Origin of the sequence: Microbacterium sp. NPDC079176 (assembly GCF_040686675.1) — a bacterium.
GTDB lineage: Bacteria > Actinomycetota > Actinomycetes > Actinomycetales > Microbacteriaceae > Microbacterium.
On sequence record NZ_JBFBLM010000003.1, the window covers coordinates 526,060 to 548,579 of the forward strand.

General features: G+C 69.1%; 20 protein-coding genes. 7 read left to right on the forward strand and 13 right to left on the reverse strand.

The genetic code is table 11. The annotated features are described in order from the left end of the window. Nucleotides 1-20 precede the first annotated feature (20 nt). Genes AB0P11_RS09965 through AB0P11_RS09980 form a run of 4 tightly spaced genes read right to left on the reverse strand, consistent with a single transcriptional unit; the run spans nt 21 to nt 3,929 of the window. Nucleotides 21-1,655 carry a PTS mannitol transporter subunit IICB gene (locus AB0P11_RS09965; RefSeq protein ID WP_053096997.1) on the reverse strand — a complete coding sequence of 545 codons (1,635 nt, stop codon included), beginning with the start codon at nt 1,653-1,655 and terminating at the stop codon, nt 21-23. Further along, on the reverse strand, nt 1,652-3,337 hold the full coding sequence (gene ptsP, locus AB0P11_RS09970) for a phosphoenolpyruvate--protein phosphotransferase (protein ID WP_363521606.1): 1,686 nt from the start codon (nt 3,335-3,337) through the stop codon (nt 1,652-1,654). The genes AB0P11_RS09965 and ptsP overlap by 4 nt, the downstream gene beginning before the upstream one ends. Next, on the reverse strand, nt 3,334-3,615 hold the full coding sequence (locus AB0P11_RS09975; RefSeq protein ID WP_053096995.1) for an HPr family phosphocarrier protein: 282 nt from the start codon (nt 3,613-3,615) through the stop codon (nt 3,334-3,336). The genes ptsP and AB0P11_RS09975 overlap by 4 nt, the downstream gene beginning before the upstream one ends. After that, a complete protein-coding gene (locus AB0P11_RS09980) occupies nt 3,612-3,929 on the reverse strand; it encodes a hypothetical protein (protein ID WP_053096993.1) in 318 nt (105 codons plus the stop codon). The genes AB0P11_RS09975 and AB0P11_RS09980 overlap by 4 nt, the downstream gene beginning before the upstream one ends. A 165-nt stretch (nt 3,930-4,094) precedes the next feature. Here AB0P11_RS09980 and AB0P11_RS09985 point away from each other — a divergent pair, with 165 nt between their 5' ends. After that, nucleotides 4,095-6,017, forward strand: a complete 1,923-nt coding sequence (locus AB0P11_RS09985; RefSeq protein ID WP_363521610.1) for a PRD domain-containing protein — start codon at nt 4,095-4,097, stop codon at nt 6,015-6,017. An 8-nt stretch (nt 6,018-6,025) separates the two neighbouring features. On the opposite strand, the gene AB0P11_RS09990 is transcribed toward AB0P11_RS09985, so the two are convergent. Genes AB0P11_RS09990 through AB0P11_RS10000 form a run of 3 tightly spaced genes read right to left on the reverse strand, consistent with a single transcriptional unit; the run spans nt 6,026 to nt 8,795 of the window. After that, nucleotides 6,026-6,289 (reverse strand): HPr family phosphocarrier protein, encoded by a 264-nt coding sequence (locus AB0P11_RS09990; protein WP_072591532.1) that lies wholly within the window; start codon nt 6,287-6,289, stop codon nt 6,026-6,028. A 5-nt stretch (nt 6,290-6,294) separates the two neighbouring features. Beyond that, nucleotides 6,295-7,965 (reverse strand): phospho-sugar mutase, encoded by a 1,671-nt coding sequence (locus AB0P11_RS09995; protein ID WP_295101903.1) that lies wholly within the window; start codon nt 7,963-7,965, stop codon nt 6,295-6,297. Beyond that, a complete protein-coding gene (locus AB0P11_RS10000) occupies nt 7,962-8,795 on the reverse strand; it encodes a purine-nucleoside phosphorylase (protein WP_053096984.1) in 834 nt (277 codons plus the stop codon). Before AB0P11_RS10000 ends, AB0P11_RS09995 begins: the two co-directional genes overlap by 4 nt. 48 nt (nt 8,796-8,843) lie before the next feature. Between AB0P11_RS10000 and AB0P11_RS10005 the strand changes: the two genes are divergently transcribed. Then, nucleotides 8,844-10,298: an NAD(P)H-quinone dehydrogenase gene (locus AB0P11_RS10005; protein ID WP_363521615.1), complete on the forward strand. Its 1,455-nt coding sequence runs from the start codon at nt 8,844-8,846 to the stop codon at nt 10,296-10,298. Nucleotides 10,299-10,370: 72 nt separating this feature from the next. On the opposite strand, the gene AB0P11_RS10010 is transcribed toward AB0P11_RS10005, so the two are convergent. Then, entirely contained in the window at nt 10,371-12,137 is a 1,767-nt protein-coding gene (locus AB0P11_RS10010) for a biotin carboxylase N-terminal domain-containing protein (protein WP_056280083.1), read from the reverse strand. A gap of 78 nt (nt 12,138-12,215) precedes the next feature. Continuing rightward, on the reverse strand, nt 12,216-12,854 hold the full coding sequence (locus AB0P11_RS10015; protein WP_053099183.1) for a nucleoside triphosphate pyrophosphatase: 639 nt from the start codon (nt 12,852-12,854) through the stop codon (nt 12,216-12,218). A gap of 23 nt (nt 12,855-12,877) precedes the next feature. Here AB0P11_RS10015 and AB0P11_RS10020 point away from each other — a divergent pair, with 23 nt between their 5' ends. The 5 genes from AB0P11_RS10020 (at nt 12,878) to AB0P11_RS10040 (ending at nt 18,534) form a co-directional block, all read left to right on the forward strand. Next, on the forward strand, nt 12,878-14,107 hold the full coding sequence (locus tag AB0P11_RS10020; protein WP_363521619.1) for a TRAM domain-containing protein: 1,230 nt from the start codon (nt 12,878-12,880) through the stop codon (nt 14,105-14,107). A gap of 40 nt (nt 14,108-14,147) precedes the next feature. After that, nucleotides 14,148-14,810, forward strand: coding sequence for a response regulator transcription factor (locus tag AB0P11_RS10025; RefSeq protein WP_363521622.1), 663 nt, complete (start codon nt 14,148-14,150; stop codon nt 14,808-14,810). Continuing rightward, a complete protein-coding gene (locus tag AB0P11_RS10030; RefSeq protein ID WP_363521625.1) occupies nt 14,800-16,029 on the forward strand; it encodes an ATP-binding protein in 1,230 nt (409 codons plus the stop codon). The genes AB0P11_RS10025 and AB0P11_RS10030 overlap by 11 nt, the downstream gene beginning before the upstream one ends. After that, the gene (locus AB0P11_RS10035) at nt 16,026-17,036 is read left to right on the forward strand and encodes a hypothetical protein (protein ID WP_363521628.1); all 1,011 of its coding nucleotides are present in this window, start codon (nt 16,026-16,028) and stop codon (nt 17,034-17,036) included. Before AB0P11_RS10030 ends, AB0P11_RS10035 begins: the two co-directional genes overlap by 4 nt. Before the next feature lie 298 nt (nt 17,037-17,334). Continuing rightward, the gene (locus AB0P11_RS10040) at nt 17,335-18,534 is read left to right on the forward strand and encodes an ROK family transcriptional regulator (protein ID WP_053096975.1); all 1,200 of its coding nucleotides are present in this window, start codon (nt 17,335-17,337) and stop codon (nt 18,532-18,534) included. A 198-nt stretch (nt 18,535-18,732) separates the two neighbouring features. Here AB0P11_RS10040 and AB0P11_RS10045 read toward each other — a convergent pair whose 3' ends face one another. The 4 genes from AB0P11_RS10045 to AB0P11_RS10060 form a co-directional block, all read right to left on the reverse strand. After that, entirely contained in the window at nt 18,733-18,966 is a 234-nt protein-coding gene (locus AB0P11_RS10045; protein WP_308418038.1) for an acyl-CoA carboxylase subunit epsilon, read from the reverse strand. After that, on the reverse strand, nt 18,963-20,561 hold the full coding sequence (locus AB0P11_RS10050) for an acyl-CoA carboxylase subunit beta (RefSeq protein WP_053096973.1): 1,599 nt from the start codon (nt 20,559-20,561) through the stop codon (nt 18,963-18,965). The genes AB0P11_RS10045 and AB0P11_RS10050 overlap by 4 nt, the downstream gene beginning before the upstream one ends. A 99-nt stretch (nt 20,562-20,660) precedes the next feature. Next, nucleotides 20,661-21,635, reverse strand: coding sequence for a hypothetical protein (locus AB0P11_RS10055; RefSeq protein WP_056280098.1), 975 nt, complete (start codon nt 21,633-21,635; stop codon nt 20,661-20,663). 80 nt (nt 21,636-21,715) lie between these two features. Continuing rightward, the gene (locus tag AB0P11_RS10060) at nt 21,716-22,408 is read right to left on the reverse strand and encodes a phosphocholine cytidylyltransferase family protein (RefSeq protein WP_053096968.1); all 693 of its coding nucleotides are present in this window, start codon (nt 22,406-22,408) and stop codon (nt 21,716-21,718) included. Nucleotides 22,409-22,520 lie beyond the last annotated feature (112 nt).

Consider the following 22,520-nt stretch of genomic DNA (forward strand, 5'->3'; position numbering starts at 1 on the left):
CACCCGCCCCGCCTGGTCTGTCACGCGTCGGTGTCGCGCTGTTCGCGCACCATCTCGACGACCTCTTCGTACTTCGGAGAGTTCATGAAGTTGTCGACGGACACGTGCACCGAGTTCGGCGACTGCGCCTTCGCCCGGTCGGTCAGCTGCTGCTGGGTGATGACCAGGTCGGCGCTGCCGTCGAGGTTCGCGATGGCCTGGTTCGTGACGGTGACGCCCTCGACCCCTGCCTTCTTGAACTTGTTGCGCAGCACGCTCGCGCCCATGGCCGACGATCCCATTCCGGCGTCGCAGGCGAACACGATGTTCTCGATGCGACGGTCCGTGGCGACGCCCGTGCCAGCCGCAGCGGCTGCTCCGGCTGCTCCCGTACCCGACGAGGCGCGAAGGGCGTCCATCGCGGCGGACGACTTGCCCTTGTTCGCCTCGGTCTGTGCGATCGCGTCGCCGAAGCTGTCGCCCTCGGCCTCGAGGTCGCGCTTGCGGGAGGCCCGCAGGATGACGCCGGTGATGAGGAACGTGACGACCGCAGCGATGATCACCGAGAGGTAGACCACGAGCAGGTTCGGGACGCCGGGGCCGACGGCGGCCGCGGTCACGGCGATGATGCTGCCGGGGGCCGCCGGGAACGCCAGGCCGCCTCCGAGCACCATGTTGGTCGTGACGCCGGCCGCGCCACCCGCGATCAGGGCGAGGATGGTGGTCGGCTTGCTCAGCGCGTACGGGAAGTAGATCTCGTGGATGCCGCCGAAGAACTGGATGATCGCCGCTCCGGGCGCAGACGCCTTGGCCGCACCGACGCCGAAGAACGAGAACGCGAGCAGCAGACCGAGGCCCGGACCGGGGTTCGCCTCGATCAGGAAGAGGATCGACTTGCCGGTCTCGGCCGCCTGCTCGATGCCGAGCGGAGTGAACACGCCGTGGTTGATGGCGTTGTTCAGGAACAGCACCTTCGCGGGCTCCACGATGATCGACACGAGGGGCAGCAGGTTCAGCGCGACCAGCCAGTCGACGGCACCGCCGAGAACCGCGCTGATGCCGAGCATCACGGGACCGAAGGCGAAGAATCCCACGATCGCGAGGATCATGCCCAGGATGCCGGCCGAGAAGTTGTTCACCAGCATCTCGAAGCCGGGGCGGATCTTGCCGTCCCACATCCGGTCCATCTGCTTGGTGATCCAGGCCGCGAGCGGCCCCATGATCATCGCGCCGAGGAACATCGGGATGTTGGTGCCGACGATGACACCCATCGTCGCGATCGTCGCGACGACTCCACCGCGCTCGCCGTAGACCATGCGGCCCGCGGTGTTGGCGATGAGGAGCGGCAGCAGGTACGTGACCATCGGTCCGACGAGGCCCACGTACGCGAAGATGTTGCCGTCGGCGCCTTCGGCCACCGCGGTCATGGCGCCCTGCCAGCCGACCACTGCGGAATCGCCGCCGCCGCCGATGGTCTCGGCGACACCGGCCCAGTGCCAGCCGAACGGGCTCTCGGACCCGAAGAATCCGGCCGGGATGAAGAGCATCGTGATGAATCCCCACGCGATGAACGCGGCGATGTTGGGCATGATCATGCCCGAGAGGAACGTGCCGAAGCGCTGCACGCCCGTTCGGAGGCCGCCTGCCTTCGTGGCGGCGGGTGACGTCGTCGTCATGATGTCGTCTCTTTCTGGTGAGGGGGGAGGGGTGCCGCGGCGTCAGCCACGGCGAGGCGAGCACCGGCGGCGTCGTCCGCCGCCAGTGCGAGTTCGGCGAAGTTGCGGGCTTCGTCGAGAGTGTGCTGCGACAGGGTGTGACGCACGTCCGCCAGGGCGGACGGGGCCATGGAGAGGCTCGTCGCGCCGAGCCCGACGAGCACGACGGCGAGCATCGGATCGGCGGCGGCCTCACCGCAGATCCCGACCGGCTTGCCGAGTCGGGCACCTGCCGCGCCGACCTCGCGGATGAGACGGAGCACGGCGGGGTGCCACGGATCCTGGAACGCCGCGACGGAGCCGAGCAGACGGTCGGCGGCCATCGTGTACTGCGTGAGGTCGTTCGTACCGATCGAGGCGAAGTCGGCGTGCGCGAGGATCCGGTCGGCGAGCAGCGCGCTGGACGGAATCTCGACCATGACACCGGCGGTCTTCAGGCCGTACTCCCGGGCGAGCGAGGTGAAGTACTGCGTCTCCTCGACGGTCGCCACCATCGGCGCCATGACCCAGAGGTCCGACGCGGTCGCGGCATCCGCTTCGGCGAGGGCCGTCAGCTGCTCGCGCAGGATGTCCTCGCTCGCCCGCAGAGCACGCAGCCCCCGCAGGCCCAGGGCCGGGTTCTCCTCGTGCGCGTCGTTGAGGAACGCCAGCGGCTTGTCGGCGCCGGCATCCAGCATCCTCACGACGACCTTCTTGCCGGGGAAGGCCGCGAGCAGCTCCCGATAGGACTCTCGCTGCTGCTGCACCGTCGGCGCCTGCGCCGACGAGAGGAACAGGAACTCGGTGCGGAACAGCCCGACGCCCTCGGCCCCGCGTTCGACGGCATCGGATGCGTCTGCAGGCTTCCCCAGGTTCGCCAGCAGCGGGATCGGCGTGCCGTCGGCGAGGGCGCCGGGAGTGAGTGGTGCGGCATCCGCCGAGCGGCGGGCGGCGGCGCGCTGCTCGGCGCGCGCCTTCTCGTCGTCGGTCGGATCGACGGTGACGATTCCGGCTGCGGCGTCGACGATGACCGGGCTGCCGGTCGCGAGCTCCGAGGCTGATGCCGCTCCGACGATCGCGACGATGCCCTTCTCGCGGGCGAGGATCGCGGTGTGCGAGGTGGGTCCGCCGTCGAAGGTGACGAGGGCGAGCACCTGATCGAGGTTCAGCAGCGCGGTGTCGGCCGGGGCGAGGTCGCGAGCGACGAGGACGAAGGGATGCCCGGGGTCGGGGACCCCTGGCGCATCCACGCCGCGAAGCCGGGCGAGCACCCGCTGCGCGATGTCGTCGAGATCGGCGGCGCGCTCGCCGAGGTAGCCCCCGACCGCCTCGAGCGTCGCCCGGAAACCGGCGAACGCGTCATGCACGGCCCATTCGGCCGTCGCGCCGTCGTCGATGCGTGCGTCGACCTCGTCCTGCAGCGTCGGGTCCTCGGCGATCATCGCCTGCGCCTCGAGCACCTCCTGGGCCGAGCCGCCGGCGGCCTCGCCGCGGGCAGTCAGCTCCTGTGCGACGGCCGTCACGGCCTCGCGGACACGTGTGCGCTCCGTGTCGGCTCCCTGACCGCTGGGGGTGTTCTCCGGGGCGGGCAGCGCCTCGGTCATCCGGACGACGACGCCCTGGGCGACTCCGAGACCGATGCCGACTCCACGCAGTTCGCTCATACTCCGGCATCCTGATCATGGTCGGTCGTGAGCAGCTCGGTGAGCGTGTCGAGCACGCCTTCCGCGCTGTCGCCGTCGGCCGTCAGCGTGACGTAGTCGCCGTGCTCGATCGCCAGTGCGATCACGCCGAGGATGCTGGCCGCGTTGACCGCCTTCCCCGAGTCCTTCGCGATGGTCACGGGAATCCCCGAGTCCTTCGCCGCCTGTGCGAACAGCTTCGCCGGACGGGCGTGGAGTCCATGGGATGAGCCGATGCGGACGGTGCGAGAGACGGTCATGATGTTCCTTTCGGGGTGTTCCTGGCGCTGGAGACGATCGACTGTGCGAGTGCCAGCGTGCGGGTGCCGTCCCGATCGGCGAAGACGTCGTCGGGGAGCACGGCCACCTGAGCGGGCGCCGCCTGGCGGATCGCCTCGAGGCGATCGGCGAGATGAGGGCCGATGAGGATGAGGTCGTGGTCGCTGCCGGCGACGGACTGCTCCATGCCGGCTGCGGCGTCCCAGTCGAGGCCGGCTTCGGAAGCCGCCCGGCGGAGTCGTTGCGCGACGAACGTGCTCGACGCGCCAGCGCCGCACACCACGAGGATCTTCATCGATGCTCACCTTTCCTGAGAACAGTCTGGGAACAAGGGGGGTGTGCTCGCCAACAGGTTCCTTTCCGCCCCTGCGGAACCTCGGTTTCGGAGCACCGCCCCCCGCTTGCTGACATCATGGAAGTCACGTCAGGACAGTGCGGTCGGCACGGAGGAGGGAGCATCATGTCGCGACAGCGTCAGGATCAGCTCCTGTCGTCCCTGCTCCGTCAGGGCGAGTGGGTGACGGCCGCCAGTCTCGCCGATCAGCTCGGGGTCACCCCGCGCAGCATCCGCTCGTACGTCGCCGCGCTGAACGCGAGAACCGGTGGAGCGGATGCCGTCGAATCGGGCCCGGCGGGATACCGTGCCGGGTCGGGGGCTCGCGACGCACTGCGCGCGCGGCAGAGCGGCGACTCCGCCCCGCGTGACCGACTGCACGGTCTCGTCCGCACCCTGCTCGATGTGCCGGAAGGGGTCGACGTCTTCGCCACGGCCAGTGCGCTCCATGTGAGCGAAGCCACTCTCGAGGCGGACCTCGCCCGCGTCCGCACACTGCTCGACGGCACCGATCTCGCACTCGAGAGAGACCGCGAGATCGTGCGACTGCGAGGCAACGAGGCGGCACAGCGTCGTCTGCTGTCGCGACTCGCACATGACGAGATGGATGCCGCGTCGTTCCACCCCGAGACGTTCCGCCGAGCGCTCGCCGGAGGAGTCATCGCCGCCGACGCCGTCGGGCCTTTCAAGTCCGAGCTCGTGCGCGAACTCGGAGAACAGGGCTACTACGTCAACGAGCTCGCGATCTCCGATGTCCTTCTGCACATCGCGATCGCCGCCGAGAGGGTTGCGGCCGGCCACGCGCTCGAAGCCGGTCCTGCCGGTGCGCGGGAGGAGATCCCGCGGGTCGGGGCTGTGATCGCCCGGCTCGCCCAGCAGCACTTCTCGGTCGCGCTGGGCGACGGGGACAGCGGGCATCTCGCGTCCCTCGTCCTCACGCGCATCGTGGCTCCGGGGGAGGACGCTGCGGGCGATGTCGCCCGCAGCGGCGTGGACCCGGGTGTCGAGGCGGCCGTGCGTGCGGAGATCGCGAGGGCGGCGGAGGATTTCCAAGTCGACCTGGTCGACGAGACCTTCGTGCTGCGCCTCGCCCTGCACGTGCAGAACCTGATGCGTCGCGCCGAGGAGAGCGCGCTGACCCGCAATCCGCTCACCCGCTCGCTCAAGACCTCGTATCCGATGATCTTCGAGGTCGCGGTCTCGATCGCCAGCGGACTGCACGATCGCCTCGGCACGCCGATCCACGACGACGAGATCGCCTACATCGCGATGCACGTCGGCGGACGACTCGAGCGCAGCCGCAAAGCCGAGTCGATCCTCACCGCGACCATCGTGTGCCCGGGGTATTACGAGCTGCACGAGCTGCTCCGATCGAGCGTCGACCGCTCGCTCGGGTCCGCGATCGAGGTGACCAGCGTCATCACCAAGGTCGACCCGGACTGGGCGTCGTTCGACACCGACCTGGTGCTCAGCACGATCGAGCCGGGCGCTGCCGGCGATCGCTTCGTCCGCATCCAGCCGTTCCTCACGGATGCCGATGTCGACCGGATCCAGCAGGCCGCGGCACGCGTCCGGCGGGGCCGACGCCTCACCAGGCTCCGTGGCGAGCTCGCACGATACTTCGATGCCGACGCCTTCGTCTATCCGCTGCCCGATGCGGGGGAGGAGGCGATCATCCGGCGACTGGGCGGTCTCCTCGTGGATGCGGGGCTGATCGGCGACGACTACGTCGAGAACACCATCCTCCGCGAACGGATGTCGTCGACGGCGTTCACAGACGCGCTCGCGGTGCCGCACGCGCTCCAGATGACCGCCACGCGCACCGCGATCGCGATCGGCGTGACGGACGGGTCGGCAGCGTGGGGTGAGGGCCGCGTGCAGGTGGTCGCTCTCGCCGCCTTCAGCGAGAGCGACCGCGCCGCGTTCCAGACGGTGTTCGAGCAGCTCGTCGAGGTGTTCAGCGAACGGGAGAGCGTGCAGCGAATCCTCCGCCGGGGCACCACCTTCGAGGCGTTCCTCGACGAGCTCGTCGCCGTCATCGACGGGTGACCGCCGGGTCAGCCCCGAGGGTCGAGGACGCCGGCGAGGGTGTCGAGCACGGCGTCGGCGCCGGCCGAGTCCGCCGTCTCGAGCACCACGGCATCGCCGGGCGCGAGCGCGAGGTCCATCAGCGCGAGAACGCTGCTGAGGTCCACGACCGCGCCCGACGACGTCCGCAGGGTCACCGCGTGCGAATGCGCCTGCACGAGCCGCACGAGCTCGGCGACGGGGCGCGCGTGCACCCCGTTGTGCGCGCTGATCACGACATGTCTTCTCGGCATGCGGCCTACGAGCGTTCTTCCAGGAGCAGGCGCACCGCGGCCTCGAGCTCGGCGACGGTCGCGGTGGCGCGCTCTGCGGAGTCCGCGGCCGCGTCGATGTAGACCTTGAGCTTCGGCTCGGTGCCGCTCGGACGGACGATGATGCGCGAGCCGTCCGTGAGTCGATACCGCAGCACGTCGCCCGAGGGCTGCCCTGCGTCGGCGTGCAGCAGATCCTCCACGGAGGCGATCGAGTGGCTGCCGAAGTGCGTCGGCGGCAGCGTGCGCAGCGAGAGCATCACGGTGCCGATGACCGAGAGGTCCTGCACGCGGACCGACACCTGACCGCTGGCGAAGTGACCGTACGTGTCACCGAGCTCGGACAACAGGTCGGCGAGAGAGCGTCCGCGCTCGTGCGCCTCGGCGGCGAGTCCGAGGATCGCCACGGTCGCCGAGATGCCGTCCTTGTCGCGCACGGTCTCGGGATTCACGAGGTAGCCGAGTGCCTCCTCGAAGCCGAAGACGATGCCGGGGGCGCGGGAGATCCATTTGAAGCCCGTGAGCGTCTCGTGGAAGTCGAGCCCGTGATGGGCGGCGACGGCGCCGAGGCCGGGCGATGAGACCAGGGAGCACGCGAGCGATGCACCCGGCGTGCCCTCGGCGGCCCTGGCGGCGCGAGCGCCCAGGAGGAGCCCGACCTCGTTGCCGGTGAGTCGCCGCCATCCGCCCTCCGACGACGCGTCCGGGATCGCCACGGCGAGTCGGTCGGCATCCGGATCATTGGCGATGATGAAGTCCGCCTGCACGCGGCGGGCCCGGGCGAAGGACAGGTCCATCGCCCCCGGCTCCTCCGGGTTGGGGAACGAGACGGTGCGGAACGTCGCGTCGGGTTCGAGCTGCTCTCCGACGACCATCGGCTGAGGGTATCCGGCGGCCGCGACGATCTTCGACAGCGTCTCCCAGCCGACCCCGTGCATAGCGGTGTAGACCCAGCGCAGATCGGACGCGCCGGCTGGTGCGGGAGCGACCGCCGCTGTCGCGGCGACGTACGCGTCGACCACGGCTTCGCCGGCCGTCTCATAGTCGGTGGAGCGAGGCAACGACGTGACGTCGTCCGCATCGGCGACCCGCTGGATGTGCGCGGCGATCTCGGCATCGGCGGGTGCGACGATCTGCGAGCCCTGATCGGCGCCGCCCAGATAGACCTTGTATCCGTTGTCGTTCGGCGGGTTGTGCGACGCGGTCACCATGACACCGGCATCCGCGCCCAGGTGACGCACCGCGAACGCGAGCACGGGCGTGGGCAGCAGTCTCGGCAGCAGGATCGCGCGCAGCCCTGCTCCGGCGAACAGCTCGGCGGAGTCGGTCGCGAACACGCGGGAGTTGCGGCGTCCGTCATAGCCGATCACCACGGTCGGCGTGCGGCCGTGCGACTTCTCGCGCAGGTACGAAGCGAACCCGGCGGCCGCCTGCGCGACGAGCACGCGGTTCATGCGGTTGCTGCCGGCCCCCAGGGCTCCGCGGAGACCGGCGGTGCCGAACGCGAGTCGGGTGCTGAAGCGATCATCGAGGTCGGCGGCGGCCGACTCGTCGCCATCGGCTGCCCGCGTGATGACCACGGCCAGCTCGTCGCGGGTCTCGTGATCGGGGTCCTGTCTCATCCACGCGCGCGCCTGCGCGAGACGCTCGTCGTTCACAGCGCCTCGACCACTCGGGCCAGCAGCGCCGAGATGACCGGTTCGGCCTCTCGACCGGCCTCGATGACCTCAGCGTGGCTGAGCGGCGTCTTCTGGATGCCGGCGGCGAGGTTGGTGATGAGCGAGAACCCGAGGATCTCCATACCGGCCTCGCGAGCGGCGATCGCCTCGAGCGCTGTCGACATTCCCACGATGTGTCCGCCGATGTGCTTGGCCATCTGCACCTCGGCCGGCGTCTCGTAATGCGGGCCTCGGAACTGCGTGTACACGCCCTCGTCGAGCGTGGGGTCGACGCTCCGGGCGATGTCGCGCAGACGTGTCGAATAGAGGTCGGTGAGGTCGATGAAGGTCGCGCCCTCGAGAGGGGAGTCGGCCGTGAGATTGATGTGGTCGCTGATCAGCACGGGCTGGCCGGGGGTCCAGGTCTCGCGCACTCCGCCGGCGCCGTTCGTCAGCACCATGATCTTGGCGCCCGTGGCCGCGGCGGTGCGCACCGAGTGCACGACACGGCGCACGCCGTGGCCCTCGTAGTAGTGGGTGCGAGCACCGATGACGAGGACGTTCTTGCCATCGGGAGTGCGGATGCTGCGCAGGGTGCCCACGTGGCCCTCGAGAGCGGGCTTCGAGAAGCCGGTGACCTCGGTGGCGGGGATGGTCGCCGTGGTCTCGCCGATGATGTCGGCGGCCTTGCCCCAGCCGCTGCCGAGGGTCAGGGCGATGTCGTGCTTCTCGACTCCGGTCAGGCGCGCGATGTCGGCGGCTGCGTCGGCTGCGACCTCGAACGGGTTCGCATTCGGGTCGTCGAGGGGGTTGCTGTGTGTTTCAGACATGGATCCACTCTAGGAAGGTGCAGGCTCCGGGGCCAGGATTGCGGAAGAATGGAGATCATGTCTTCCACCCCTTTTGAGCGCACACAGCGCGTCGCCGTCCTCGGCGGCGGTCCCGGCGGTTATGAGGCGGCCCTCGCGGCCGCTCAGCTCGGAGCCGAGGTGACCCTGGTCGAGCGTGTGGGCGTGGGCGGAGCGGCAGTGCTCACCGATGTCGTCCCCTCGAAGAGCCTGATCGCCACGGCGGATGCCGCGGTCGCGATCTCGGAGGCCTCCGACCTCGGAGTGCAGTTCTACGCCAAGGGCGAGCACGGCAAGCCGCTCAAGCCCGAGATCGCCATCAACCTCGCCGCGGTGAACAAACGTCTGATCGCGCTCGCGGGCCAGCAGTCCGAGGACATGCGCACGACGCTGCTCGAGGCCGGCGTGCGCATCCTGTCCGGCCACGGACGTCTGGAGGGACCGACGGCGATCGTGGTCTCGACCGGGCAGAAGGGCACCGACTTCGACCGCGTCGAGGCCGACACGATCATCGTGGCGGTGGGCGCGTCGCCGCGCGAGCTGGATTCGGCCAAGCCCGACGGCAAGCGGATCCTCACGTGGACGCAGCTGTACGACATGAAGGCGCTTCCCGAGCACCTGATCGTGGTCGGCTCCGGTGTGACGGGCGCCGAGTTCGCGTCCGCCTACATGAACCTCGGCGCCAAGGTCACGCTGATCTCCAGCCGCGAGCAGGTGCTGCCGGGTGAGGACCAGGATGCCGCGCACGTGCTCGAGAAGGTCTTCAAGCGCGGGGGGATGACGGTGCTCTCCAAGGCCCGCGCCGAGAAGGTCGAGGTCATCGAGGACGGCGTGCGTGCGACGCTGTCCGACGGACGCACGGTCGAGGGGAGCCACTGCCTCATGGCGGTCGGCTCGATCCCGAACACCGCTGGCATCGGTCTCGAAGACGCGGGAGTCGAGCTCGACGAGACCGGGCACGTGCGGGTCAACCGCGTCGCGCGCACCTCTGTGCCCAACGTCTACGCCGTCGGCGACTGCACGAACTTCTTCCCACTCGCCTCCGTCGCGTCGATGCAGGGCCGCACGGCCGTGTTCCACGCGCTGGGCGACATCGTGATCCCTCTGGAGCTGATAAAGATCACCTCCAACATCTTCACGGCGCCCGAGATCGCCACGGTCGGCTATTCCGAGAAGGACGTCGAAGACGGCGTCGCGGACGGCCTCGTCTACAAGCTGCCCCTCGCCGCGAACCCTCGGGCCAAGATGATGGGCATCAAGGACGGTTTCGTGAAGCTGATCGCACGCAAGGGATCCGGCACCGTGATCGGCGGCGTGATCGTCGCGCCCAAGGCCTCCGAGCTGATCTACCCGATCGCGGTCGCCGTGGAGCGTCGTCTGACGGTCGACCAGGTCTCCCGCGTCTTCGCGGCATACCCGTCGCTGTCGAGCAGCATCACCGACGCGAGCAGGGCGATGCACCTCGTCAACGCGAACATCTCGTAGATCGCCCCGGCGCGGATCAGACGAGAAAGGCGCCCCGCAGCAGCGGGGCGCCTTTCTCGTGTGCGAGGGCGGTCAGCTGATCGTGAGCAGCTGGTGTCCGGCCGAGACCGTCGCACCGGCGACGGCGCCGATGTTGCCGATCGTGCCGTCCTTGTGAGCCTGCAGCGGCTGCTCCATCTTCATCGCCTCGAGGACGACGACCAGATCGCCCTTGACGACCTGCTGCCCCTCTTCGACGGCGACCTTGACGACGGTGGCCTGCATCGGCGACTTGACGGCGTCTCCCGATGCGCCGGCGCTGACCGAGGTCGCGTGGCTGCGGCGGGACGGCGGAACCGCGGCCGGTCGTCCTGCCGTGCCGGCCGCCACCGCGACGCGATCGGGAAGGCTGACCTCGAGGCGCTTGCCGCCGACCTCGACCACGACGGTGTGCCGGTTCTCGCCGGCGGAGGGCGACTCGAGCTCGCCGTCCCAGGCGGGGATGTCGTTCTCGAACTCGGTCTCGATCCAGCGGGTGAAGATGCCGAACTCGCCGTTCTCCGCGGTGAACGCGGGGTCGTTCACGACCTTGCGGTGGAACGGGAGCACGGTGGGCAGACCTGCGACCTCGAACTCCTCGAGGGCGCGGCGCGAGCGCTCCAGGGCCTCGGCGCGGTCCTTGCCGGTGACGATGATCTTCGCGAGAAGCGAGTCGAAGGCGCCCGAGACCGAGTCGCCCGCGGTGACGCCGGAGTCGAGGCGGATGCCGGGTCCGCCGAAGGTCTTGAAGACGTGGATCGGACCCGGCTGCGGGAGGAACCCTCGACCGGGGTCCTCGCCGTTGATGCGGAACTCGATCGAGTGTCCGGTCGGCTTCGGGTCGTCGTAGTCGATCGTGCCGCCGGCGGCGATGCGGAACTGCTCGCGCACCAGGTCGATGCCGGTGACCTCCTCGGAGACGGGGTGCTCGACCTGCAGACGGGTGTTGACCTCGAGGAACGAGACGGTGCCGTCGGCGCCGATCAGGAACTCGCAGGTGCCTGCGCCCACGTAGCCGACCTCCTTGAGGATGGCCTTCGACGCGGAATAGAGCAGGTCGTTCTGCTCGTCCGTGAGGAACGGCGCGGGTGCCTCCTCGACGAGCTTCTGGTGGCGGCGCTGCAGCGAGCAGTCGCGCGTCGAGATGACGACGACGTTGCCCTCGGCATCCGCCAGGCACTGGGTCTCGACGTGCCGCGGCTTGTCGAGGTACTTCTCGACGAAGCACTCGCCGCGGCCGAAGGCGGTGACCGCCTCGCGGGTGGCGGATTCGAAGAGCTCCGCGACCTCGTCGAGCTCGCGGGCGACCTTCAGGCCGCGACCGCCGCCGCCGTACGCGGCTTTGATCGCGATCGGCAGACCGAACTCCTTCGCGAAGGCGACGACCTCGTCGGCCCCGGAGACGGGTCCCGGCGTTCCGGGAGCGAGCGGCGCGCCGACCTTCTCGGCGACGTGGCGGGCGGTGACCTTGTCGCCGAGCGCCTCGATGGCGTCGGGGGAAGGCCCGATCCAGGTCATCCCCGCACCGATGACGGCGCGGGCGAATTCGGCGTTCTCGGCGAGGAAGCCGTATCCGGGGTGCACGGCGTCGGCGCCGGCGCGGCGGGCGACCGAGAGGATCTTCTCGATCTGCAGGTAGGTCTCGGCGCTCGTGGCGCCGCCGAGGGCATAGGCCTCGTCGGCGAGGCGGGTGTGCAGAGCGTCGCGGTCCTGGTCGGCGTACACGGCGACGGAGGCGATCCCCGAGTCGCGAGCGGCACGGATGATGCGGACGGCGATCTCGCCGCGGTTGGCGATGAGCACCTTGGCGATATCAGGCATGCTTGCCAGCCTAGCGAGAAGGCTCCCGTTCGCTTTGACGACTCTCCACAAGAAAGAGGCAGAAACGTCGACGAGACTCTACGACCAGAGGTCGGTCCACGTGACGCCGAGATCGGCGGCGAGGCGGCGCACGGTCGACAGCGACATCCCGACCACCGTCGACGGGTCGCCGTCGACGCGGGTGATGAAGGCGCCGCCCAGACTGTCGACCGTGAACGCGCCGGCGACGAGCAGGGGCTCACCCGAGGCGACGTAGGCGGCGATCTCGGCATCCGTGACGTCATCGGCGAAGGTCACCGAAGCCTCGGCCGTGGCGGTGGCCTCGACCGGGTCGGTGCCCGGCGAGACACGGAAGACCGAGTGCCCCGAGTGCAGGATGCCGGTGGCCCCGCGCATCTCCTGCCAGCGTCTGGTCGCCTCCTCGGGCGTGTAGGGCTTGCCGTACACGCGCCCGCCGAGTTCGAACATCGAGTCTCCGCCGATCACGATGCCGTCGAACTCGCCGTCCGCAGAGAGGCGCTGCGCGACGTCCGCCGCCTTCGCCCGAGCGAGCAGGAGCACGAGGTCCGCCGGAGTCAGCTCCGCGCCCCGTTCGGCCGCGGCAGCGGCGGCGACCGCATCCTCATCCACTCCCGGCGACTGGGTCAGAGGCTCGATACCCGCCTGACGCAGCAGCATGAGGCGGGCGGGAGAGGTGGAGGCCAGGCAGACGCGCATGTTCACCACCGTATCCTCGAAGGATGACTTCCTCCCCAGTCCTGCTCGATCTGGACATCACCGGCATCGCGCACGGCGGCACGTTCATCGCCCGACACGAAGGCCGGGTCGTCTTCGTCTCCGACGCCATCCCCGGTGAGCGGGTCCGAGCGCGGCTCACCGAGGACTCCACGGGTGAGTCCAAGAGCTTCTGGCGTGCCGAGACGGTCGAGGTCCTGGACGCCTCGCCGCATCGTCGCCCCCACATCTGGGCGGAGGCCGACGTCTCCCGCGCGCCCGAGAACCGGCCGGGGGGCGCCGACCTGGGGCACATCGATCTCGCGCATCAGCGCGTGCTCAAGCGTCAGGTGCTCACCGAGGCGCTCGATCGTTTCGCCGGACCCGGTCTCGAGGCTCCCGAGATCGAGGCCGTGGACTCGACCGACGGAACCGGCTGGCGCTCCCGGGTGACCCTGCACGTCGACGACCAGGGGCGCGTCGGTCCCTACGCCGCTCGCAGTCACCGGGTGATCCCGGTCAGCTCCCACCCGCTCGCGCGTCCGGCGGTCGCACAGGCGGCCCTCCGTCTCGCGGGCGGCGAGGCGGGCAGCGTCGACCTGGTCGAACCGGGCGACGGCCAGGTGCGGGTCATCCGACGAGATCGCCTCGACGAGCGACCGGCCAGGGGGCAGCACCGCCGCCCGGCGCCCGAAGTCGTCTACGAGCAGGTGGGCGATCGCCGGTTCCAGGTCGACGCCGGTGGATTCTGGCAGGTGCACCCGCGAGCCGCATCGGTGCTCGACGGCGCCGTCTACGGCATCCTCGACGGGCACGTCGATCCGGAGGCGACGCACTTCGACCTCTACGGAGGAGTCGGGCTCTTCGCCGCATCGCTCGCAGACCTCGGTGGCACCGACATCGTCACCGTCGAGTCCAGCAGGCGGGCGACGACTCACGCGCAGCAGAACCTCGCGCCCCTCGCCGTGAACGCCGTCACAGCACGGGTCGACCGCTATCTCGCCGGTCTCCCCTCCGACACGCGAGCAGGAGCGGTCGTACTCGATCCGCCGCGTGCCGGTGCCGGACGCGCGGTGGTCGATGCACTGAACTCTCTCGCCCCCGAGGCGATCGCCTACGTCGCGTGCGACCCTGTGGCGTTGGCGCGGGACCTCGGAACCTTCCGCGAACACGGGTGGAACGTGGGGACGCTGCGCGGTTTCGACCTGTTCCCGCACTCGCATCACTTCGAGGTCGTCGCGCTGCTCACCCGGTGATCGTGATCTGCGGGGGCTGAGTACTCAGTAGGCTGGGCGGATGAGCAGGGTCGCACTCATCGACGATCACGAATCCGTCCGCCTCGGTCTCGAGGCGGCGTGCGCTCGTGACGGAGAGCAGACCGTCGTCTTCTCCGGCAGCACCGTCGTGTCCTACCTCGAGTGGAGGTCGGCGACGTCGTCGCAGCCTGCCGACGTGGTGGTGCTCGACCTCACCCTGGGAGACGGCACCACGGTGACCGAGAACGTCCGGTCTCTCGTCGCCGACGGCGCGAGCGTCGTGATCCACAGCGTCGCCGATCGACCGGCGGCTGTGCGCGAGGCGCTCGCTGCCGGTGCCGCCGGCGTCGTGAGCAAATCCTCTGCGCTGGACGACGTGCTCGACGCCATCCGCACCGTCGCGCAGGGCGAAGCCCTCAACAACGTCGAGTGGGCGAGCGCTGTCGACGGGGATCGCGACTTCGCGGACGCCCAGCTGTCGACACGCGAGCGGGAGGTGCTCCGGCTGTATGCCACCGGCCTGCCGCTGAAGGCCGTGGCCGAGCGCCTCGGCGTCGCGTACTCGACCGCCAAGGAGAACATCACCCGGATCCGGGTCAAGTACGTGGAGGTCGGACGACCGGCCCCGACGAAGGTCGACCTTCTGCGGCGAGCGATGGAGGATGGGATCGTCGCCGCAGACGGGGCGCCGAGTGGCCGCTGACCCGCTCAGCATCCGGGAGGCATGGAGCAAGATCCCTTCGCCCGGCAGCGTGGAGACCGAGTTCGAGCGCTTCACCGGCAAACGCATGGAGCGCATCCTCGCCACGGTCGTCGCGATCGGATCGGGTGTTCTCGGCGCACAGGCACTGATCGCGGGGGTCACGACGACGGGATCGGATGCCGCGCGCATCACGATGCTGCTCGTGGTCTTCGTGCCGCTGATCGTCATGCTCGTCGCGTGCGTCATCGGACGTGGCGTCAAGACCGCGTCTGGCGCGTTCGCCATCGTGTACACACTCGCGCTCGCCGCCTGGCCGAGTCTGGTCGACCCTGTGGGCAGAGCCGCCGACCAGCCGTGGATCTTCTTCCTCGTCAACGTGGGCGTCGTGGCTGCGATGCTCGCCTTCCCTCTGTGGCTGCAGTTCGTCTGGGCGGTGTGCCTGCCGTTCGTCTACGGCTATGTCCGCCTCGTCGAAGGCGATTTCTCGCGAGACTTCTGGGTGACGACGGCGTTCGACGTGTCGTTCACCCTGATCCTCGGATGCGTCATCATCGCGTTGGGATGGATGTTCCGCTCGGTCGCCGCGGGTGTCGATGAGGCCCGGGCCCGAGCCGTCGCGTCGTACGCGGGCGCAGCGGCAGCCGCCGCAGCCGAGGAGGAGCGTGCGGCGATGTCGGCGCTCATGCACGACAGCGTCCTCGCAGCGCTGATCGCCGCGGAACGGGCCGAAGGCGATCGGGCGCAGGACCTCGCCGTGGGGATGGCCCGGGAGGCTCTCACCCGCCTGGCGAACACCGAGGCCGCGGTGGCCCAGGAGGGCAGCGACGAACCGGTGGGCGCCGCTCAGATCGTCGTCGAGCTCCGTCGTGCCCTGTCCGAGCTCGGGGCGGATGCGATCGTCGAGGAACGGGGAGGGATCGGCCTGATCCCCGGGCGCGCGGCGAGAGCACTCGTGCTCGCCGCCAGACAGGCGCTCGGCAACGCGGTCACCCATGCGGGTGGGCGCGGGCTGCACATCCTCGTCGAGGGCCGCGGTGACGAGGGGATCACGGTGACGATCACGGATACCGGCCCAGGATTCGATCTCGGGGCGATCGGCGCCGACCGCCTCGGGATCAGAGCGTCGATCTTCGCACGGATGGCCGGGGTGGCGGGCACCGCCGAGATCGATTCGAGAGAGTGCGGCACCACCGTGACGCTGGGCTGGGAGCGGCCATGAATCGCACGGTGCGCAGTGTCGCGACGTCACTCGCGGTGGGCTTCGCGATGTACTTCGCCGCGAGAGGGGTGTGGTGGATCGAGCAGCCCTCCGCGCCGCTGCTGATGGTCGCGGCGATCGCGCTGTACCTCGTCGTCGTCAACGTCGCGATCCTCTGGGACTCGGCGATCTCGGTGCGGATGCCGCTCTGGGCGGCGCTGCTGACGCTGGTCTCGAGCGTCCTCATTCCGGTTCTCGTGACGCTGTCACTCGATCCGCTGACGCGCACGGCACCGTTCGCCACCTGGTACATCGGTGCTCTCGGTCTGATGGGCGTGGTGTGCATCGTCCGGCGCCGCTTCGTGATCGGCTGGCTGGTGGTGCTCGTCCTCGTCGCCACATCATCGGTGTACCTGGGTGTCTTCGTGGCGCTGTCCCTCGGCCTGGTGGGCTCGCTCGTGTGGGTCGCGATCGCTCACCTCCTGGTGATCTTCTGGGACAGAGCCGTCCGCGACACCGAGCGCCTCGCCGGCATCCAGCAGGCGGTGTCCGCCTGGCACGCGACCCAGCAGGTGCGCCAGAAGGAACGTCGTCTGCGCACGCAGTTCGCGCTGGCGGTCGCGGGGCCGGTGCTCAGTCGCACCGTCGCATCGCGTGGCGCGCTGAGCGAGGAGGAGCGTCTGCAGGCGCGTCTGGCGGAAGGTCGCCTGCGCGACGAGCTCCGGGGAGCCGATCTGCTCAACGATGCGGTGCGGGATGCGATCGAGGACGCGCGTCGCCGCGGTGCCGTCGTCACCGTCTTCGACGAGGGCGGCTTGGACGACGTCGATGAGGGACGACGCGCGATGATCCGCGACGAGCTCGCCCGGGTGCTGCGCGATGCGGATGCGGAGCGGTGGATCATCCGAGCGGCCAGGGATGCTCACACGGCCGTGACGGTGGTCGGCCGGGCCAGCGCCGGCGGGCAGAGCGACGACGATGCCGTCGACGTGTGGCACGAGATCCCGAGAGACGCTCCACGCCAGTGAGGCCCCTGTCCTCGGCTCTGGCCGGGGGAGGGGGTCAGAGTCGAGGTCAGACAGAGTGGGCGAGGGGCGGCGAATCCGCCAGCCCCTCGCCATGCGGACCAGTTACCCGAAAACCGTCCGCTGGTGGCCGGTCTGCGTCTATCTACCCTGGGACAGAGAGACCAGCCGAACGCGAAGCGTCTTACTCAGTCTCATGGTTAGTCAAGTCGTTGTCTGTAGGTATTTTGGGGGACACGGAATCGACGCCGGTGCGAGATGATGAGGCATGGGAATGCGTCGCGGAACCAATCTCCCCCGCATGGGTGACTTCAACCAGTCCGTCATCCTCGAGGCCATCCGCCGGTCCGGAGAGGGACTCAGCCGGATCGAGCTCGTCGATGCGACCGGCCTCTCGGCGCAGACGATCACGAACATCACCCGTCGCCTTCTCGACGAGGGGCTGATCACCGAAGCAGGGCGGACCATCAACGGGCCCGGCAAGCCGCGAGTCACGCTGCGCCTGGTCGCGGAGAGTCGTTTCTCGGTGGGGGTGCATCTCGACCCGTCGGTAATCACCTTCGTGCTGCTGAACATGTCCGGTGCGGTGATCGCACGACGAGTCGTGCGCACGCACGACCGGGACCCGCACCGCATCGTCGAGACGATGGCGCAGACGATCGATGGCCTCGTCGACGAGGCCGGCATCGATCGCGCGCTCGTCGCCGGGGTCGGCGTCGCTGCCCCCGGGCCGCTCGACGCGGCGAAGGGCACGGTGGTGGACCCCCCGAAGCTCGACGGATGGCATCGGGTGCCGCTGCGTTCCGTTCTCGCAGAAGCGACGGGCTTCGAAGTCACGCTGGAGAAGGACACCACTGCCGCCGCAGTGGGGGAGCTGTGGACCGGCTCCGCGACAGCCGAGGACTCGTTCCTGTTCGTCTACCTCGGCACGGGGCTCGGGGCCGCCGCAGCGCGTGAGGGGGTCGTGGTCACAGGCAGCACCCACAACTTCGGCGAGATCGGCCACATCATGGTCGACCCAGACGGGCCGCCCTGCGCGTGCGGCTCGCGAGGATGCGTCGAAGTGGTATGCACCCCGCAGGCGATCGTCGAGCAGGCGGAGGCGGCCGGGGTGTTCCGCGATGAGCCGGACGACGGAGGTGCGCGCGGAGTGGAGGAGCGGTTCGCCCGCCTGTGCGAGCTCGCTTCCGCGGGCGAGATCCGCGCACTGGGCGTTCTGCGTCGCTCTGCCGAACATCTCGCAGTGCTGATCTCGGTGCTCACGAACATCCTCGATGTCGATCGTGTGGTGCTCGGCGGGCCGTTCTGCGCCCCTCTGTCCGAGGTCTATCTGCGCGAGATCCCGGAGCAGCTGAACCGTCGCAGTGCGACGAGGTCGGTTCGGGCCTTGCGCGTCGACAGCGCGGTGGTGGGAGAGGATGTCGGTGCCGTGGGGGCCGCCTGCGTCGTGCTCGACGCGGTGCTCACGCCTCGAGCATCCGACCTCTACCTCGAGGATTGAACGGAGCCATCAATTCGCATACTGGTATATCGGTTGAAGCGCCCTCAGTGATTACTCCAGTCGATGTATTATCGAAGAGATGCGCCGTCTGGGGTTTACAGGTGCCAGGGGCGACGGCCCCGCATCAATCGGAGGGTCGTCTGCGTGGCCCGGTAGCTGGGGGGCTCCGGGTCTCGCAGACTCTCCGATACGAGGGCGTCAGCGTGCGAAGCGGCCCCACGGGATGTCTCGTCGCAGTGCGCGTCGCAGCGGTCGCTGGGTGCGGGCCCACGCCGATACGCGAGGCTCCTCGGCCACGGCATCCGCCGCCTCCTGCGAGTAGGCGTCGCTCACCACGGCGATGAGAGCGGCGAGCTCCTCCTCGGTCGCAACGCCCCGGGTGATCTCCATCGTCGGGAGCTGGCGCTCGTCCGACGTCGCGGGCTCGGTCACAGCGGGATGTTCCCGTGCTTCTTGGGGGGCAGCTCGGCGCGCTTCCCGCGGAGGGCTCGGAGCGCCTTGGCGATCGAGACTCGGGTGTTCGCCGGTTCGATGATGCCGTCGATCTCGCCGCGTTCGGCGGCGAGGAACGGCGAGGTCACGCTGTAGGTGTACTCGTTCGCGAGCCGCGTGCGCACGGCGGCGACGTCCTCGCCGGCCTCTTCGGCACGCTTGATCTCGCCGCGGTAGAGGATGTTGACCGCACCCTGGCCGCCCATCACGGCGATCTCCGCCGTCGGCCAGGCGAGGTTGACATCGGCGCCCAGCTGCTTCGACCCCATCACGATGTAGGCGCCGCCGTAGGCCTTGCGCAGGATGACCGTGACCAGCGGCACGGTCGCTTCCGCGTAGGCGTAGATGAGCTTGGCGCCGCGGCGGATCACGCCGGTCCACTCCTGATCGGTACCGGGGAGATACCCGGGCACGTCGACGAGCGTGACGATAGGGATCGAGAACGCGTCGCAGAACCGCACGAATCGGCTGGCCTTCTCACCCGCCTCGATGTTGAGCGTTCCGGCCATCTGGGACGGCTGGTTGGCGATGATCCCGACCGAGCGCCCTTCGACCCGGCCGAAGCCGATCACGATGTTCGGCGCGAAAAGCGGCTGGACCTCGATGAAGTCTCCCGCGTCGACGACGTGCTCGATGACCGTGTGGATGTCGTACGGCTGATTGGGGGAGTCGGGGATGATCGTGTTCAGAGAGCGATCGGCATCCGTGGTCTCCCACTCGAAGCCGCTCTCGTACGCGGGGATCTCCGCCATGTTGTTGTCGGGGAGGAAGCCGAGGAGCGTGCGGGCGTAGTCGATCGCGTCGTCCTCGTCCTCGGCGAGGTAGTGGGCGACACCCGAGCGAGTGTTGTGCGTGAGGGCTCCTCCGAGCTCCTCCATGCCGACGTCCTCGCCGGTGACCGTCTTGATGACGTCCGGGCCGGTCACGAACATCTGGCTGGTCTTGTCGACCATGATCACGAAGTCCGTCAGAGCGGGGCCGTAGACGGCTCCACCGGCGGCCGGGCCCATGATGATCGAGATCTGCGGGATGACCCCCGACGACCGAGTGTTCAGGCGGAAGATCTCGCCGTACTTGCTGAGGGCGAGCACGCCCTCCTGGATCCGGGCTCCACCGGAGTCGAGGATGCCGATGATCGGCATACCGCCCGACAGCGCGAACTCCATGATCTTGATGATCTTGTCGCCGGAGACCTCGCCGAGAGATCCGCCGAACGTGGTGAAGTCCTGCGAGTACACCGCGACCGTGCGGCCGTGGATCGTGCCCACACCCGTCACGACGGAATCGCCGTAGGGCCGGTTGCGATCCATGCCGAACGCGGTGGTGCGATGGCGCACGTACTCGTCGAATTCGACGAAGCTTCCGGGGTCGACGAGCAGTTCGATGCGCTCGCGGGCGGTCATCTTGCCCTTGGCGTGCTGCTTCTCCTGCGCGACCTTCTCGGCGTCGACAACAGCTTCGTTGTAGCGAGCGCGGAGGTCTGCGATTCTGCCGGCGGTGGTCGAGAGTTCGGGCTTGTCCGTCACGGATTCCACCCTATCGTCGCGGTGGCCCCGTCCGTTGGATGCTCGCTACAACGGGTCGTCAGATCCTTTGGCGGCTCTCGTGAACCCCACGTGTCCCGAGGGCGGCCGTCACTCGCGGTGTTCGGCACCGAGCGTGCCCGGCAGGTCGTGGGTGCCGGCCTGCTCGATCTCGCCGACGTCCTTGTTGCGGCCACGTCCGACCGACGCGATCTTCCGTCCCGCCCAGCCGACGCCGCGGACCGCCGATCCGGCCGCTCCGGCCACGGCGCCCCCGACGAACTGGGCACCGTGCAGCATCCGCAGCTCCATCTTCTCTGCGCCGGCGACGGGCTCCAGCTCGAGCGGCATGTCCAGAGGTGCCGCTCCGAATGCGTGGTGCGACGTCGTCAGCACGCGGCGTCCGAGAATGTGGTTGCCCGCGCCTCCGACGGCCGCGCCGACGCCGAACGGCAGTGCCTTCCCGATGAACGAGGCACCGCCCTTCGCCGCGAACTGCTTCACGAACATGCTCTTCAGTCGATCCACGAGGGGGCCGACGGCAGCGCGCGGCAACGACTTCGTCACCATCTCGCCCCAGTACGACGACCTCGAGCCGCCGCGGCCGGTGGCCTCGCCTGCCAGCTGTCCGACGAGGGCCACGCCCTCCTTGCCGAGCATGAGGGTCATCACCAGCGCGCGGGCCCGGTCGGGGTTCGACACCGCGATGCCATGGACCTCTGCGACGGACTGCGCGAAGAGCGCCGTCGATTCGACGAAGCCCACCGTCTCGACTCCGGAGAGGGCGAGCGTGATGCCGGTGCCGATCCCCGGCACGACGGCGGTCGCTCCGACCGCCGCGCCGCCCGTGGTCACCGCCGCGAGATAGCGCCGCTCGAGGATGCGGATGATCTGCTCGGGCGAAGCGTGCGGGTTGCGCAGGCGGATGCTGCGGATGTGCGCCAGCACGAGCGGGCGCTGGATCGCGAGAACGCGGTCCAGCCCGCGGACCATCAGCGGATGCTCGGCCGAGCCGACGGGCGGCACCCCCCTGTCCCACGCGGCGTCGTCGGGGAGGGAGTGGATCTTGTGCACCTTGGGGGCCATGGATCGATCCTAGGAAGCCAGGCCGCGAAAAAGCCGAAAGCCCGGCTCCCTTGACGGGGCCGGGCTTTCGTGGAAGGCGATCAGACGAACAGGTTCGCCCGCTCGAGGTCCTCGGCGAAGTCGACCTCGACCGCGTAGAGATCGGAGACGTCCATCGGCTCGAGGAGCAGGCCGTCTTCGGCGATCGCGAGCTCGAGGCCGCGCTCGAAGTAGTCCTGGTCTTCGACGCGCTGCAACTGGCGCATGAACGCCTTCTTGTCTGCGGAGGAGATGTAGTTGATGCCCACAGCCTCACCGAGACCGCCCTTGACGGTCTTCGACAGCTCGTTGATGAAGCCCTCGGCCGTGACCGTGTACTTCACCTCCTCGTCGCTGACTTTGGAGGTGTTCACCGTGACGAAGGACTGGTCGCGCTCGATGTAGGCCGCAGCGCGGCCCAGGATCATCGGGTCGAACACCACGTCGCCGTTCATCCAGAGCACGCCCGACTTGCCGGTGGCGCCGAGAGCGCGCAACAGGCTCTTCGACGTGTTGGTCTCGTCGTAGCGCTCGTTGTGCACGTAATTGACGTTCGGGAACGCCTCGATGATGGTCTCTGCGCGGTACCCGACGACGGCGGTGATGCGGGCGTCCGATCCGAAGGCGGCGCGGATGTTGTCGTGCTGCTGGCGCATGATCGTGCGGCCGTCGCTCAACTCCGTGAGCGGCTTCGGCAGCGCGCGGCCGAGGCGTGAGCCCATGCCTGCTGCGAGGATGACGGTCTGAAGAGTCACGAGTGCTCCTAAATGAAGTATGTGTTCATGGTCGGTTCACCGACCGGACACTTCGTCGTGCCGAGAGCCATGCTAGCGATCCCGCCTGAGAACCCGCGGGGGTTGACATCGC

What these genes read in the sequence shown, in the direction of transcription:
- ptsP (WP_363521606.1), bottom strand. Translation starts at nt 3,337, where the DNA reads ATGAGCGAACTGCGTGGAGTCGGCATCGGTCTCGGAGTCGCCCAGGGC.
- AB0P11_RS10020 (WP_363521619.1), top strand. Translation starts at nt 12,878, where the DNA reads ATGACTTCCTCCCCAGTCCTGCTCGATCTGGACATCACCGGCATCGCG.
- AB0P11_RS10035 (WP_363521628.1), top strand. Translation starts at nt 16,026, where the DNA reads ATGAATCGCACGGTGCGCAGTGTCGCGACGTCACTCGCGGTGGGCTTC.
- AB0P11_RS09965 (WP_053096997.1), bottom strand. Translation starts at nt 1,655, where the DNA reads ATGACGACGACGTCACCCGCCGCCACGAAGGCAGGCGGCCTCCGAACG.
- AB0P11_RS10040 (WP_053096975.1), top strand. Translation starts at nt 17,335, where the DNA reads ATGGGTGACTTCAACCAGTCCGTCATCCTCGAGGCCATCCGCCGGTCC.
- AB0P11_RS10025 (WP_363521622.1), top strand. Translation starts at nt 14,148, where the DNA reads ATGAGCAGGGTCGCACTCATCGACGATCACGAATCCGTCCGCCTCGGT.
- AB0P11_RS09980 (WP_053096993.1), bottom strand. Translation starts at nt 3,929, where the DNA reads ATGAAGATCCTCGTGGTGTGCGGCGCTGGCGCGTCGAGCACGTTCGTC.
- AB0P11_RS09975 (WP_053096995.1), bottom strand. Translation starts at nt 3,615, where the DNA reads ATGACCGTCTCTCGCACCGTCCGCATCGGCTCATCCCATGGACTCCAC.
- AB0P11_RS10055 (WP_056280098.1), bottom strand. Translation starts at nt 21,635, where the DNA reads ATGGCCCCCAAGGTGCACAAGATCCACTCCCTCCCCGACGACGCCGCG.
- AB0P11_RS09990 (WP_072591532.1), bottom strand. Translation starts at nt 6,289, where the DNA reads ATGCCGAGAAGACATGTCGTGATCAGCGCGCACAACGGGGTGCACGCG.
- AB0P11_RS10010 (WP_056280083.1), bottom strand. Translation starts at nt 12,137, where the DNA reads ATGCCTGATATCGCCAAGGTGCTCATCGCCAACCGCGGCGAGATCGCC.
- AB0P11_RS10005 (WP_363521615.1), top strand. Translation starts at nt 8,844, where the DNA reads ATGGAGATCATGTCTTCCACCCCTTTTGAGCGCACACAGCGCGTCGCC.
- AB0P11_RS09985 (WP_363521610.1), top strand. Translation starts at nt 4,095, where the DNA reads ATGTCGCGACAGCGTCAGGATCAGCTCCTGTCGTCCCTGCTCCGTCAG.
- AB0P11_RS10000 (WP_053096984.1), bottom strand. Translation starts at nt 8,795, where the DNA reads ATGTCTGAAACACACAGCAACCCCCTCGACGACCCGAATGCGAACCCG.
- AB0P11_RS10015 (WP_053099183.1), bottom strand. Translation starts at nt 12,854, where the DNA reads ATGCGCGTCTGCCTGGCCTCCACCTCTCCCGCCCGCCTCATGCTGCTG.